At 58.8% G+C, this 14,540-nt stretch carries 11 protein-coding genes and 1 pseudogene; 5 read left to right on the plus strand and 7 right to left on the minus strand.

What is annotated here, in order from left to right; genetic code table 11:
* Window positions 1–48: 48 nt before the first annotated feature.
* The 4 genes and pseudogenes from NMD14_14145 to NMD14_14160 all read right to left on the minus strand — a co-directional run bounded on the left by NMD14_14145 (window position 49) and on the right by NMD14_14160 (window position 3,702).
* Complete coding sequence (locus NMD14_14145; protein ID XEI31901.1) at window positions 49–666, minus strand: molecular chaperone TorD family protein; 618 nt, start codon at window positions 664–666, stop codon at window positions 49–51.
* A 10-nt stretch (window positions 667–676) separates the two neighbouring features.
* Window positions 677–2,395, minus strand: coding sequence for a 4Fe-4S binding protein (locus NMD14_14150; protein XEI34770.1), 1,719 nt, complete (start codon window positions 2,393–2,395; stop codon window positions 677–679).
* 131 nt (window positions 2,396–2,526) lie between these two features.
* Window positions 2,527–3,120 (minus strand): DUF3306 domain-containing protein, encoded by a 594-nt coding sequence (locus NMD14_14155; protein XEI31902.1) that lies wholly within the window; start codon window positions 3,118–3,120, stop codon window positions 2,527–2,529.
* A pseudogene (locus NMD14_14160) lies at window positions 3,113–3,702 on the minus strand (DUF3305 domain-containing protein). The gene NMD14_14155 and the pseudogene NMD14_14160 overlap by 8 nt, the downstream one beginning before the upstream one ends.
* A gap of 442 nt (window positions 3,703–4,144) precedes the next feature.
* On the opposite strand from NMD14_14160, the gene NMD14_14165 reads away from it, so the two are divergent.
* Window positions 4,145–5,098 carry an IS1595 family transposase gene (locus tag NMD14_14165; GenBank protein XEI31903.1) on the plus strand — a complete coding sequence of 318 codons (954 nt, stop codon included), beginning with the start codon at window positions 4,145–4,147 and terminating at the stop codon, window positions 5,096–5,098.
* Between the two features lie 57 nt (window positions 5,099–5,155).
* On the opposite strand, the gene NMD14_14170 is transcribed toward NMD14_14165, so the two are convergent.
* Window positions 5,156–6,976, minus strand: coding sequence for a DUF4365 domain-containing protein (locus NMD14_14170; GenBank protein XEI31904.1), 1,821 nt, complete (start codon window positions 6,974–6,976; stop codon window positions 5,156–5,158).
* A 279-nt stretch (window positions 6,977–7,255) separates the two neighbouring features.
* Here NMD14_14170 and NMD14_14175 point away from each other — a divergent pair, with 279 nt between their 5' ends.
* Window positions 7,256–8,113, plus strand: coding sequence for a formate dehydrogenase accessory sulfurtransferase FdhD (locus NMD14_14175; protein ID XEI31905.1), 858 nt, complete (start codon window positions 7,256–7,258; stop codon window positions 8,111–8,113).
* A gap of 15 nt (window positions 8,114–8,128) precedes the next feature.
* Window positions 8,129–8,995 carry a helix-turn-helix transcriptional regulator gene (locus NMD14_14180; protein XEI34771.1) on the plus strand — a complete coding sequence of 289 codons (867 nt, stop codon included), beginning with the start codon at window positions 8,129–8,131 and terminating at the stop codon, window positions 8,993–8,995.
* An 80-nt stretch (window positions 8,996–9,075) separates the two neighbouring features.
* Here NMD14_14180 and NMD14_14185 read toward each other — a convergent pair whose 3' ends face one another.
* Together NMD14_14185 and NMD14_14190 are read right to left on the minus strand one after the other, a co-directional pair.
* Complete coding sequence (locus NMD14_14185) at window positions 9,076–11,178, minus strand: cache domain-containing protein (GenBank protein ID XEI31906.1); 2,103 nt, start codon at window positions 11,176–11,178, stop codon at window positions 9,076–9,078.
* 25 nt (window positions 11,179–11,203) lie between these two features.
* Window positions 11,204–12,559, minus strand: a complete 1,356-nt coding sequence (locus NMD14_14190; GenBank protein ID XEI31907.1) for a sigma-54 dependent transcriptional regulator — start codon at window positions 12,557–12,559, stop codon at window positions 11,204–11,206.
* A 253-nt stretch (window positions 12,560–12,812) separates the two neighbouring features.
* On the opposite strand from NMD14_14190, the gene NMD14_14195 reads away from it, so the two are divergent.
* Together NMD14_14195 and NMD14_14200 are read left to right on the plus strand one after the other, a co-directional pair.
* Entirely contained in the window at window positions 12,813–13,655 is an 843-nt protein-coding gene (locus NMD14_14195; GenBank protein ID XEI31908.1) for a substrate-binding domain-containing protein, read from the plus strand.
* 150 nt (window positions 13,656–13,805) lie between these two features.
* Entirely contained in the window at window positions 13,806–14,507 is a 702-nt protein-coding gene (locus NMD14_14200; GenBank protein XEI31909.1) for an ABC transporter permease, read from the plus strand.
* The last annotated feature ends 33 nt before the right edge of the window (window positions 14,508–14,540 follow it).

Raw genomic sequence — 14,540 nt, forward strand, 5'->3', positions numbered from 1 at the left:
GTGCAGCTCTTGCTATGCACAGCTCTTATTGCGCACAGACAGGGGCATTCAGCCCGTCACCACGCAGGCGCCAAACGGCAGGCGCAATTCGTTTTCCAGCTTGAAGAAATCTTCGGCCAGCGCACCGACCGCCCGGTAGAAGCTGCCCCCTTTCGCCTGTTGCTGATCGCGGCAGCAGGCAAGTACCCAGGGGGCAAGGTGGCGCTCATAGAAGCGGTTGCGCTCCGGGTGCTGCTCGCCAATCAGTACCGCCATCACCTCACAGAGGGCGGCGAGATGATCTTCCGGCTCGCACACTCCGCTCTGGCGCTCGAAGCCGAGGGACTGCAGATCTGCGCGCAGTACCGCCAGCGGCAGCTCCATCAAAGAGCCGGTGAGATACCAGGAGGCAAACGGCACGATCTCCCCGCGCCCCAGCCCGATAAAGAGATCCTGATACTCCTCGGCAAGCTCGTTTTCGTGGTGGCTGCTGGCAGCCAGCTGCACCAGCCCCAGCCCTCTGGCAAAGGGGCCCGGCATAGCCTGCAACCCTTGCAGCCAGGCGAGCTGTTCACCACGGGGGGCGGCGCGCCAGAGACTTGCCAGCAGGGCGTAGAGATCGGCGCTGCTCTGTTCCAGTTCGGTTATGGTCAGTTCGCCAGCCTTTTCGTTATGTTGTTCACTCATCACTGGCCCCTCACACCTTGAGCTGGGAGACGGGATCCGCCGCCAGCGCCGCAAACACGTCCTTGACCCGGCAATCCTCACACATCAGCAGCCGCTGGGCGGCCTCGTTCTGAAAGTGGGAGTGACCGGCCAGTTTTTGCTGGATGCGGCGGATCATCGAGGCGGGCGCGAACGGCTTGGCGCAGCGAATGCAGCAGGCAGCCTCTTCGGCTTTCAGGCTCTGCACGGCGCGGCGCGCCTCGGGCACGGGTTGCAGACGGGGCACCAGTACGATGGCCTGCTCGGGGCACGCCTTTTCGCACATGCCGCACTGGATGCAATCCTGCTCAATAAAGTTGAGGCCGGGCGTGTGCCCAACCGCATGCAGGGCGCGGCTCGGGCAGACCGCCACGCAGCCCATGCAGAGGGTGCAGTCAGATTCTTTCAGCTCCACGCTGCCGTAAGGGGCACCGTGGGGCACCGCCAGCGGCTCGCGGCTCCCCTCGTTGGCCTGCCAGAGGGCATCGAAGGCGGCAAACAGGTTCTCCCGTTTGTCCCCTTTGAGCGGCTTCTCCAACAGGGCAACGGCTGGCTCACCGGAGATCGGCTTATCTTGTTCGGCATCCGGGTTAAACAGGGCGATGCGATCGGCAGCAAGCCCAGCGCCCGCCAAGAGCACGGCGGCGCTGGCCAGTTCCCGCTCAACCAGTGCACGGACGCTGGCGGGGGCGTCATCGACCAGCGCAATGCGCACCGCGCTGGCGCCATAGGCAAGGGCGGCGAACCAGCTCTCGATGCCTAAACTCGCGCTCTCCTCCACCCAGACCGGCAGCCAGTTGGCGGGCAGGCGGGTGAGTTCGGCTTCCACCCATTCACGCTCGTTTTCACCGGCGATCAGCAGTCGAGGCACTTCGCCGCCCGCCTCCCGGTAGTGCTTGAGCAATCGGAACAGATAGTCGCCGCTGGTGTTGGCATCGGGCTGGTGATAGACAATCGCCCCGGTCGGACAGGCCGAGGCACAGCTGCCAAAGCCCTGACAGAGATGGGGATCAATCTGGATGCGACCATTGATGGGCTTGAGGGCATCGGTCGGGCAGACATCGAGACAGCGGCTGCAACCGGGCACGCCGCGGGCGGTAAAGGCGCAGGCCTCGGGGTCGAGGCGAAAATAGCGCGGCTTATCGAAGATGCCGGTGAGAGCACAGAGCTCGGCAAGCCGTTCAGCCAGCCCTTGGTCATCGGTCAGATGCAGATAGCCGACCGGCGGACGTTCCAGCGCAAAGAGCGGGGCTCGGCCCAGATCGGCCACCAGATCGAAGCGCGGCTCGCCATTTTCCGCAGCCTGCTGAGTAAAACAGAGCGCCGCCAGGTTAACCCGCTCACCCTGACCATTGAGGCCGATAAGCTGGAACTGCCCCAGATACCCTGTCAGGCCCGGTTCGCGCAGGGTCAGGGCCGCGAGGGATGCGGTGGCATCGAAAATGGTTTCGAGATCGGCCGCCTCGGCATCGTGGACCGCTTCGGTCACCAGCAGGGTGGGCTTCACCCCGGCAGGCAGCAGACTGGCCGCGCGGCGAATGCGATCTTCCGGGCCGACCAGCAGCAGGCGCCCCTGACTCTGGTAAGAGACAGTGGCCGGGATCAGGTTGTCGGTCTTGACCGTATGCTGCAGCGCATAGGCGCGAGCGCGCGCGTTATGCTCGGCCGCCCCCGCCCCATGGGCAAGATTGGAGGCCAGATTTGAGGTCAGATTTGGCAATGTTTGTTCAGTGCTCACATTACACTCCTGCGCGCGCCACCTCATGGGATGGGCGCTTGTTGGTAAGCCGAGAGAGCAAGAGGCGAGCCAACTCCCCCGGGAAAAAAGTGACTGACAGGGAGTCAGGATCCTGAGGGTTCCATTCCCTCACCCTTGGTTGGGACATTTTGTCCACCACAGGAAACCAAAATGTCCCGATCGTCGATGTGGGTTTGAGAATGGTTATCAGCCAGCTCGTCGGCGGCAGGTGCGCTGACAACCGCCACCGGTTCAGCGGATCCGCTGGCCGGATTGGCCATCTCGCTCTCCGGGGCGGTTACCTGATCCACCAGCCAATTGCGTAGCCCGGCGGTCAGGGCCGCGGGCAGCAATTCGGGCTGGCTGAAATCCTGGGTGTAGTCGTCGAGCCCATCCGGTTTATGGCTGCGAAACATGGCCCGCAGCGCCTCCCTGTCGGGGAGTTTGGCCTTGCCCGGCTGGGCTGTTATCAGCTGCGGTTCGCCACTCTCTGCCCCCTCAACGGCAAGAGGTTCACAGCTCCCCTTGTCAGTGCTGACTACGGAGCTATCCAGCGCGGCATCAGGAATTTCAGCTTCGCCACTGCCTTCGATGGGGGCTGAAACCGCCTTGGGAATGGCCTCTTCCCGTGGCTGCAATACCTGATGCTTGCGCGCCTCACTCTTGCGAGACGACCAGCGCTTAAGGAACTCACTCATGGGCGCTGTTTCCGGCCTTGTTTCCGGCCTTGTTTCCAGCGTTGTTTCCGGCGTCGCTGCCACGCTCGCGGCCATCGGGGCCGGTGGCCTTGACGGCGCCACAGCTGGCTTGATCCTGGCTATCGACACCGAGCTGATCCTGCGCCCGCCCCTTGCCCTTCTTGCCCTTGCGACGGGCCTCCAGCAGCTCGCCGTGACGGCCGATAAAGGCCTCCACCCAGGCTTGCAGCGCCTCGGGCAGCGGGCAGGAGAGCACCTGCCGCTCGCCATCCATATAGGCGGCAGCCACGGTCTGGCTCAGGGTCAGGCCGTCGGCCACAAAGCCACTGTCCACGCTGCTTCCGGTCACAAACAGGCGGGGCGAGCCGGAGCTTAAGTTGAAGCGATAATCCCCCGCTCGTCGCGAAACAGAGTAAGGGGCAAGGCACCGGCAGCCTCCGGTTCGGCGGGGTGGAGCGCCGCAATCTCGAAACGGCGGCTCTGCCAGCGGCCAACCTGACTGTCGATGGCCTTTAACTCCAATTGCAGCCAGCGCTGCGGGGAGAGGGGTTTGGTTGTCTCTTGCACTGTCACGGCTCCCATCAGAAGGTCTCTGCCGGGCCGCCCTCCCCCGTGAACCACCCAGTTCGGGGTGGATCAGGGCAGGAGATTTATGGCGGCCACGGCCATCAATGGGATAAGACATAGCAAGAGTGGGGCCAAGGCCGGTCTGGTGGCCGATGGGGGTTGGGTCGTCGTGCGGGATATGGGTTGGCGCGAGCGTAGGTTGGCGCTGAGCGCAGCGAAGCCCAACATGCGGCGTAAGACCAATCCGTCAGAACCTAATCAGCAGGAATGGCAATAATCGAATAACGTTGAATTATCCGATTATCGCTTTTGAAATATTCCGCGGTAAACGTTGGGCTTCACTTAGTTCAACACCAACATACGAGTCGTTCAAGATGGAACAATATGGCGCTGTTCCAGAGCCGTATTGGTGGCAAGCGTTATACTTATTTCAGGTTATTTGAGTAAGGAGCTTGCCATGGACAGCCAAGCGTTTTCCTCAATGCTGCGTTCTTTTGCCCAGCTCGACCCAATCCAGCTAGAACGCGCCCAGGAACAACTTCGTCACCATCTGCAACGTGATCAACTCCATCAGGCATTGGCAAACCAGAGCGAGGCTGTCGCAGCATGCCCCTGTTGCAATTCCTCCCATGTCATTCATTGGGGACGTGCTCGTGGTCAGCAGCGGTTCCGTTGTAAGGCATGCGGCAAAACATTCAATCAATTGGATGGTTCTGCTTTGGCGGGGCTTCATCACAAGCACAAGTGGGCTGCCTATGCTGACTGCCTCAGTCGTGGGTTGTCGCTGCGAGCCGCAGCCAGAGAGTGCGCCATCAACCTGAAGACCGCATTTCGTTGGCGCCATCGCTTTCTACGCTACGCACTGACCACTCGAGCCAAGCAATTGGCCGGGATCGTCGAGGCCGATGAGGTATTTGTAGCCGAATCATTTAAGGGACGACGTCATCTGGATCGTCCAGCAAGACGCCGGGGCGCGAAGGGTAAAAAACGTGGGCATATACCCTTGGTCCCGCTCTTAATCGCACTAGATCGATATGGTCGAGAAAGTGATGCTGTGTTGTTAGATAAAAGCCTGAGTCAAATCGAACCTTCCCTAAAACCACTCCTCACGGCGGGAACAATCCTGTGCACGGATGGCAATCTAAGTTACAGCACGATTGCACAGAATGCGCCGGGCGTGATCCATAAGCGGTTGATCGCCAGCGCTCATCATCGAGTAGAAGATGATGTTTTCCACATCCAGACCCTCAATAACTACGTGAGTCGTTGGCGGGAATGGATGGCCAAATTTCACGGAGTAGGGACAGACTACCTGGAAAACTACCTTGCTTGGTTTCGAGTGGTGAACCAGGAGCCGAATACATCCTGTTCATGGCTGCTTGGCGGAGTCACTCGGCTCACCTACACGTAAAGGGAACAGCGCCAACAATATTCATCAATAGGCTACGAATAAAAACTTGCCTATGATTTAAAATTTATACTTACTTAAAAATGGCATGTTTTCCTTTACAGCCGACTCATACCATTTAAGACTCCATGACCACTCTTGTGCTCTAGGCTTACAGTCAGAGCAACCTATACAATGCTGCTGTTTAAAGGAATATCCCAGATTAGGACCATCCGAATCATCATATAACATGGTTAATAGATTTCCTGTTCCTTGAGCATAACCATGTTTTAAGCATACTAATAGATGTAAACCACCAACAGAATGCATCCTTAGTGATTGAGCGATAATACCACCCGGACGATAATGAACAAATAAATGCTCACAATTCTTCATAATATTAGTAGGATCATAGTTCTTTAACCCCATATCTACGACACGACCAAATTCACTGTCTTGGTCATCTGGATCCATTCCTAAGTTCTTAGCGATGTTTATAAAATATGCTTGCTGCTCTTCAATACTGATGGAATAAAAGTCTTGAACCTTGCTTTTTTCTTGTACAGCCCTCTCAATACCATCTAACACATCCGTCATATCAGGAATATTTGAAATTACGACTTCGCGTATCTCCTGCGCAGTCACATGGTTTTTATTAACCATCATGAAAACCAAGTAGTATAATTGTTCAATTTTAACAAAATCTTTTGATATAACACAGCAAGTCATTACAAGACCAGCCATACTTTTATGCCAATTTCCCAAGAACTCTATTGATTCCTTTGTGCCACGTGCCTCATGAATTGAAGTAAAAATCAATATTGATGGGTATATATCGATAAAAAAATCAGAGAGGATATTATATTGTCCATCTCTTGTTAATCGATGGCATAACTCAATACATTTTTGTAATGAAATGCAACTCTCATGATAGAGCTGCTGTGTTTGGTTATTAAATATAGCGTGTTCAAAAGAGCCTTTTTCAAAGTGACTAATGGAATTATGTATTGCATGCAATTGATCTAGTTGGAGCTTAAATTTAACTCTTCGAGCTTTGCCTATTGCAATCAGTCTATGAACCCTACTTTTTTGTTCTCTAGCTAGGGAAATAAACCTATGACAAATCTCATAGTTTTCATAAAAAATATCTTTACTTACATTTGTAAATGGCGCAATTTGAAAAGCTTGCCAATAATATAAAAGAGCAACGAACCTATCCTTAGCTGGAACTATTGGAGATGAGAATATTTCTGCGGCCTTCTGATAGACACCATGAAAATTCTTATCAAATAAATAATTATTTAGCTGCTGATGATACGCTTTGAATAGCGCGTCACCAATATCATCAATTTTCTTGCTCAGCGTTGATGGATTGACTATTGGATATTTTTTAATTGAATCCTGTAAGCCTTTCACATTAAGGTAATCCCAGCACTCCACAACAGACATCAGCATTTTGTTTGCTGAACTGGTATTTTTCCTAATTAAATAATTGTCGATTGGAAGGTGGACCTGAATCGACTCATTGTTTTCTGACTCCGCAGCTCTTTTTATTAAAGCCTCATTGTTTGTAATCATCAACCAGAAAATTTTCTCTGATGAGATTTCTACAACTACCAGAACAACTGGTACTTTGAAGTCTAAGTAATACTTCAACCTCTCCATTTTCAAATTAAAAGATAATATCTTGCCATCGTTAATATATGTAGAGTTCTCCTCACCTTTAATCTGTACCTTAAAGACGCTTTCTTTACCTAAAGCCTTACCACTCTCATCCTTTAGCTCTATCTCGCCATCAATACCAAAATCATTTTGGTCCTCTTGACTGCGAAATATCCAGCTGCTTGGTAAGTTATACTCAAATATACGACCGGCTTCCGTTCCTATTTCACCTGCATTCATTAGATATTACAACCTTATTTAAAATACGTATAACGTGGATTCAATGGCATGTTTTACATACCACCTATAAAGTTTGGTTAAAATTCTAACCCTCTTGGTTTTCAAAGAAAAGCGTGACTGTTTACAACTTACTCAGAATGGGAGCAGGCTCGCTTTTATTAAAACAACATAATTACGCTTTTCGTACCATCACTCTGATATTTTGTCGGTCCCATTAATCTGGAACAAAACTTGCTGTATCCCTCCCCTTAGATCCCGGCAACCGGTCGCGAGGGGCCCATGACACCGACCTTTATCAAAAGCAATGCCGCAGCCCAGCTCACCATGGCCGTCGAGGTGATGGATGAACAGGGCACAATGAACACCCGCCAAATCGCCTGTGAGCGGCCACTGACGGTCTACCTCAACTGGAAGGAGATAGTAACTCTGATGACGCTGGGGGCCCGCCCCGAGGCGCTGGTGCTGGGTTATCTCAAAAATCAGGGCTTTATCGAGGATATCTCAGCCATCGAGTCGGTGATCGTCGACTGGGAGAGCGAGGCCGCCGCCGTGGTAAGCAGTCAGCAGGCCGCCGATCTCGACAAATCCTTGGAGAAGAAGACGGTCACCTCCGGCTGCGGTCAGGGCACCATGTATGGCAGCGTGATGAAGAAGCTCGAAGGGCTGGTCTTGGCGGCGCCTGAGCTTAAACAGAGCACCCTCTACGCCCTGCTCAAGGCGCTGTCGGCCCATAACGAAACCTACAAGATGGCCGGCGCCGTGCATGGCTGCGCCATCTGTCGCGGCAGCGAAATCCTCTCCTTTGTCGAGGATGTGGGGCGCCACAATGCGGTGGATACCCTGGCGGGCGAGCTCTGGATGCGCGGCGAGGCTGGCCACGACAAGATCTTCTACACCACGGGGCGGCTCACCTCGGAGATGGTGATCAAGGTGGCACAGATGGGCATTCCGGTGCTGCTGTCGCGCTCCGGCGTCACCCAGATGGGGCTGGATCTGGCCCGCCAGCTCGGTATCACCATGATTGCCCGCGCCAAGGGGCGCCACTTCGAGGTCTTTAGCGGCCACGATCATCTGGTGCTGGACGAGAAGCCGCCGATGCTGGCACCCGGTTCATCTGGTCGCGGGATGCGGGATTAAACCATGAACGAGTTTATGAATGTGAAGCAGGTGGCCGAGTACCTCGATCTCAACGAGAAGAAGGTCTACCAGCTCGCCAACGAAGCGCGTATCCCCGCCACCAAGGCGACCGGCAAGTGGCTGTTTCCCCGCTCCCTGCTCGACCGCTGGCTGCTCGGCAGCTGCCACGAGGGGGTGATGAACGACCGGCTGCTGCTGGCGGGCTCGGACGACGTGCTGCTGCACTACGCCAGCAGCCGCTTGGCACAGCAGCTCGGCACCCAGGCACTGGTGGGCTACACCCCGTGCGGCACCCGTCAGGGGCTGGCGATGCTGGCGCGCGGCCATGTGGAGATCGTAGCCATCCACTGGGGGCAGGCCGAGGAGGCCCACCTGCGCCACCCGGCGCTGGTGCAGCAGTATCAGGGCCACCGGCAATGGGTGATCGTTCATGGATTTAGGCGGGTGCAGGGGCTGGTGCTGCGCCAGGGGCTGCAACCCAAGGAGGCGAAAGAGGCGCTCGACTGGCGCTGGGCCATGCGTCAAGAAGGGGCTGGCAGCCAGCGCGCCCTGCAGGAGTGGCTGCAAACGCAAGGGGAGTCGCTGACCCGGCTGGAGCGCACCATTGAGGTCAACAGCGAGCGGGAGCTGGCCGCCGCCATCAGCCGCGGCGATGCGGATGTCGGGCCCGGCGCCCAGAGCACAGCCACCGAGTTTGGCCTCGGCTTTATGCCCTTGTCGCAGGAGTGCTTCGATCTGGTGATGCCGCAGGGGGTCTTCTTTCGCACCCTGCTGCAACAGCTGATCGGCTGGCTGCAATCCCCCGAGGGACGCGAGCTGGCGGCCCGCCTCGGCGGCTATGACCTGACCCAGAGCGGCAAGCTGGTGTGGAGTCCGCAGTAAATAACCACTCACCCACAGACAAAACAGCCCGCCAACCATGTTGACGGGCTGTTTTTATAACGGGCCTTTTTATAAAAGCATCAATCGCTTGTCTCACGCCCCTCGGCATTGAGGGCGATGCGCCACCCTTCCAGTTTCGCGGGCTCGCTGCCGCTGGGCAGCAGGGCGTGGCTGCGCAGCCGCACGGTAAAGCAGCTCCCCTGCCCCGGGGTGGAGTCCACCAACAGCTCCCCGCCCCAGCGGCTGATGATGCGGTGGCTCAGGGCCAGCCCCAGCCCGGTGCCGGTGGCGCGGGTAGTGAAGAAGGGGTCGAAGATCTTGTCGATAATGGCCGCCTCGATGCCGCTGCCGTTGTCGATCACTCGCACCTCGGCCCCGCGCAACTGACCCAGTTCATCGACCCAGTCGCGACTCTCGACCCGGATCTCCCCCTGCTCCCCCAGCGCGTGGCTGGCGTTGACCAAGAGGTTGATCAGCACCTGCAACAACTGCTGGCGATCCGCCTCGATGGGCTGCTGCGCCTTGAGATCGGCCACCAGCGCCACCTGCTGCTGACGCAGGGCGGAGCGCACCAGGGTCAGGCTCTCTTCGATAATGGGATTGAGGTGCTGCCACACCGGCGCTGTCTCGTAGTCGCCGGGGCGCGAATATTGCAGCAGGCTGCGGGTGATGGCGCGAATGCGCTCGATCTGGGCCAGCACCAGCGCCAGCTCCTCGCTGACCGGCTCGGCCGCCTCTCCCAGCTCCAGCTTCATCAGCTCCACATTGCCGAGGATCACCGCCAATGGGTTATTGATCTCATGGGCCACCCCGGCCGACAGCTCGCCGAGGGCCGCCAGCTTCTCGCTGATCAGCAGCTGCTGGCGCGCCTCGGTCAGCATATGGATATGATCTTCCAGCTCGGCAGTCTTGAGCTCGAGGCTTTGGGTGCGCTCGGCCACCTTCTGCTCCAGCTCATCGGCGCTGCGGGCCATCTGCTGCTGATGCGCCTCTTGCCTGTCCAGCATGGCGTCGAACTGGCGACCGAGCTGGGCCAGTTCGTGGTCGGGATCGAGGGCCAGCGGGCCGATACGGGCCGATTTCCCGGCCTGTACCTGCCGCACCACCTTGTGCATCCGCTCGATGGGGGAGAAGAGATCCCGCGCGCCGCGATAGACCAGCAGGCCGGAGAGCAGCAACAGCAGCACTACGCCGGAGCCCAGCTCCACCAGATTAGTGAGGTAGGTACGGATGATGGGCCACTCGAGAAAACCGACATAGAGCATGCCGAGCCGCTCGCCCTTGGCTCCCAGCAGCGGCTCGTAGCCAGAGACATACCAGGCGTCGTGGACGAAGGCGCGGTCAACCCACATCTCCCCCCGCCCCAGCACCTGCTCGCGCACCGGTGGCGAGACCCGGGTGCCCACCGCCCGGCCCACCTGACGGCTGCTGCTGACCGGCACGTTGGTGCTCACCCGCAGATCGTCGAGAAACAGGGTGACGGTGCCGACGCTGCCATCCGGCAGGGTGTTTTTGGCAAACACCTGCCCCTTGAGCTCATCCACCAGCCGGGTGCTGCCGTTGACAAGCTCGCCCCCCTCCAGCACCGCCCAAAGCGATCCGTCGCGGCCCATCACCGGCGCCAGAGAGAGGCTGATCAGCCCACGGTCCTCCACCACCTTAGTGCCATCCCGCTGCCACAGCACAGCCCGCTTGGCCAGTTGCGGGGAGAGGGCGAGCATCTCCTGCTGCGACCAGACCACGAAGTAACTGACACTGCGCCCGGCCGTGAGGGCGGCGCGCTCCTGCGCCGTCAGCTGATCCAGTTCGGGGCCACGGCGCAAGCGCAGAAAATCGAGGCCATAGTTGGCTGCCAGCGGCATCACCCAGTCATGCAGCTGATCCGGCGATTCCCGCAGCCGCAACTGAAAGGCCCAGGCATCGCGCAAATGCTCGAGATGCTCGGTCTGGCGCTGCTGCTGCACTCTGATGGCATGGTGGGCCACCCCGAGATCGCTGCGCACCGTGGTGAGCAGGTTCTGCCAGCTGTAGGTGAGGGTCCAGTAGAGGGTGAGCGCGATCATGCCTACCAGAGTGAGCATGATGGGCACCGAGGTGAGCAGCAGCAGACGCCAGCGCACTTTGGTACGCACGCAGCGGGGCAACAGGGTGCGCATGCAGCGGGAGAGCAGGGTCAGTTTCATCGCCACCCCATCCGATCAACTTTACTCATTCGATGGCCCACTCCTTGAATTTGCGATCCAGCGTCTTGCGCGCCACCCCGAGCACCCGGGAGGCGGCCGACTTGTTGCCATCATGGCTCGCCACCACTTGCAGGATGTGGGCCTTCTCCACCTCCGCCAGCGGCCATGCCAGCGGATAGCCCTCCTCGCTCACCCCCTGTTCGGCGGGCTTGCTGCTCTGCCAGTAATCCGCCGGCGGCTTGCCCAGCAGCAGGCAGCGTTCGATGAGGTTGCGCAGCTCCCGCACGTTGCCGGGCCAGGGATAGGCCTGCATCGCCACCACATCTTCGTGGGTCCAGCTCAAGGAGCCCATCCCCATCTCGGCGGTGAGCTGGCGGGTAAAGTGGTGCACCAGCGCGGGGATATCGTCGATGCGATCCCGCAAGGGGGCCACCGGCAGCGCCACCACGTTGAGGCGATAGAAGAGATCCTCGCGAAAGCGGCCCGCCTCCACCTCGGCCTTGAGGTTGCGGTTGGTGGCGGCGACGATGCGTACATCCACCGCCAATTCGCGCTCGGCGCCGACCGGGCGGATCGCCTTCTGCTCCAGCGCCCGCAGCAACGAAGCCTGCATGGCCAGCGGCATCTCGCCGATCTCGTCGAGAAACAGGGTGCCCTGATGGGCGACCCGAAACAGGCCGTCACGCCCCTTGCGGGCGCCGGTAAAAGCTCCCTGCACATGGCCAAACAGCTCGCTTTCCAGCAGCTCCGGTGCGATGGAGGCGCAGTTGAGGGGCACAAAGGCCCCCATCCGGCCGGAGAGTTGATGCAGGGCGCGGGCCACCAGCTCCTTGCCGGTGCCGGACTCCCCCTCCACCAGCACGGCGGCATTGGAGGGGGCGACCCGAGCGATGAGCGTCTTGAGCTCGCGGGTCTTGGCGCTGTCGCCAATCAGGGTGGGCGGGAACAGCTTGCTCACCTCCCGGCGCAGCAGCAGGTTCTCCCGCTCCATCTGGCGGCGCTCGATGACTCTGTCCACCGCCTGCACCATCTGATCGAGGTTGAAGGGCTTGAGGATAAAGTCGCTGGCGCCGAGGCGCAGCGCCTTGAGGGCGGTCTCCATATCACCAAAACCGGTCATGAAGATGATGTCGCTGCGGCGGGTAGCGGGGTCTATGGCTTCGTGCCACTCGATGCCGGAGCGCCCAGGCAGCCGGATGTCGGCGATGATAAGGTCGAAGTGAAGGCGGCAGCGCAGGGCTTCCGCCTCCTCCACGCTGGCGGCAGTCTCAATCTGGGCGAAGCGCTTGGCCAGCGCCTTGGCCAGAAAGCTGCGCATGCCGGGCTCATCGTCAACGATAAGCAGGGAGAGGGCAGACCAGCGGCTGGGAGGGAGTGTCATGGAAAAAAGTACCTCGGATGCACGTACGGTCGGTGAATGTCCCGATAACCGGAACTTGAGTGGGACATTTTGTCCTTACCGTATCAAAAGCACCAACATCAATTATTAAAAGCGATAACAAGCTCACCTAATTGATTCTAATAAGCTTCTGTTTTTAAACGGCAAACCGTGAATGCACCAGCAAAGGAACAGTTTGGCACCCTGTTTGCTTACTCTTACCCTCTCTTTATCCACGCTGAAAAGTTGCATCACGATGACGATTAACACCAGCCTCAAACGTTTTGCCCTCTCCCTCGCCGCCAGCCTGCTGATCGCCGGGGCCGCCCACGCCGAAGCGGATACTAATGCCACAAAAGCGCCGATCCGCCTCGCCACCACCACCAGCACCGAGCAGTCCGGTCTGCTGGGCTGGCTGCTGCCCCAGTTCACCAAGGAGACCGGTTATCCGGTGCAGGTGATGGCGGCCGGTACCGGCCAGAGCCTGAAGATGGGCGAGAATGGCGATGCGGATCTGGTGATGACCCACGCTCCCTCTGCCGAGAAGAAGTTCGTCGATGCGGGTTTTGGCATCGAGCCAGTACACCTGATGTACAACGACTTCGTTATCGTCGGCCCGGCAAAAGATCCGGCGGGTCTGGCCAAGCTGCACGACGCGGCCAAGGGGCTGCAAGCCATCAAGGAGCAGGGCCAGACCTTTATCTCCCGCGGTGACGAGTCTGGCACCCACATCAAGGAGAAGACCCTGTGGCAGGCCGCTGACGTCAAACCCGAGTTTGCCGGTTACAAATCCATCGGCCAGGGGATGGGTCCGACCCTGACCATGGCCTCCGAGCTCGGTGCCTACACCCTGACCGACCGCGGCACCTGGCTCGCCTACCAGAGCAAGCTGGATCTCGCCGTACTGCTGGAGGGTGACAAGCGTCTGTTCAACCCCTATCAGGTGATCCTGGTCAACCCCAAGCGCTACCCGGATCTCAACACCGAAGGGGCCCGCACCCTGAAGAACTGGCTGGTCTCCGAGCATGGCCAGCAGCTGATCGGCGACTTCAAGGTGGCGGGTCAGGCGCTGTTTGTCGCGGATGCCAACGGGAAATAATGGCAACGCTGACCCCTGCGATGACCTTGATGGCCCTCCCCCGGTTCGCTGAGGGAGGCGCCTGATGCCGACCCTGCTCGACACGACCGTATTGACGTCCCTCGCCCTGCACTACTCGCCCTGCACTATGAGAGAGGAGAGAGAGGTCTGATGCCAACCCTGCTCGATACTACGTTGGCGGCCCTCGCCCTGCTGTTCAGTGGTGACACCGAACTGTGGCAGGTGGTGGGGGTCTCCTTCTCCGTCTCCGGCATCGCCCTGCTGCTGGTGCTGCTGCCCGCCTTGCTGCTGGGCTTTGCGCTGGCCTACCTGCCGCTACCCGGCCGCTGGCTCTGGCTCTCCTGCATCAATACCCTGCAATCGGTGCCCACCGTGGTGATTGGCCTGCTGCTTTATATGTTGCTGTCGCGAGCTGGCCCCTTTGGCGACTGGAAGCTGCTCTTTACCCAGCAGGCGATGGTGGTGGGGCAGATGCTGATCGCCTTTCCGGTGATCGCTACCATGGCTCACGCAGCGTTTGTCCAGAGCGACCGGCGAGCCTGGGAGACCGCCCTGACCCTGGGGGTCTCCTGGCCCAAGGCGCTGATCGGGCTGATGCACGAGTGCCGCTTTGGCCTGCTGGCCGCCATCATCGGCGCCTTTAGCCGCATCGTTACAGAGGTGGGCTGCTCCATGATGGTGGGGGGCAATATCCTGCACTTCACCCGCAATATCCCCACCGCCATCGCGCTGGAGACCCAGAAAGGGGCCTTCACCCAGGGGGTGGCCCTCGGCATAGTGCTGCTCACCCTCGCCCTCGCGCTCAACCTGTTGCTGACGGCGTGTCGCGGCCACAGCTATCTGAAGAACTGACCATGCCCCCACTGTGTATCAACAGGAGTAACC

It is taken from the genome of Aeromonas veronii (assembly GCA_041319085.1).
Taxonomy (GTDB): domain Bacteria; phylum Pseudomonadota; class Gammaproteobacteria; order Enterobacterales; family Aeromonadaceae; genus Aeromonas; species Aeromonas veronii_F.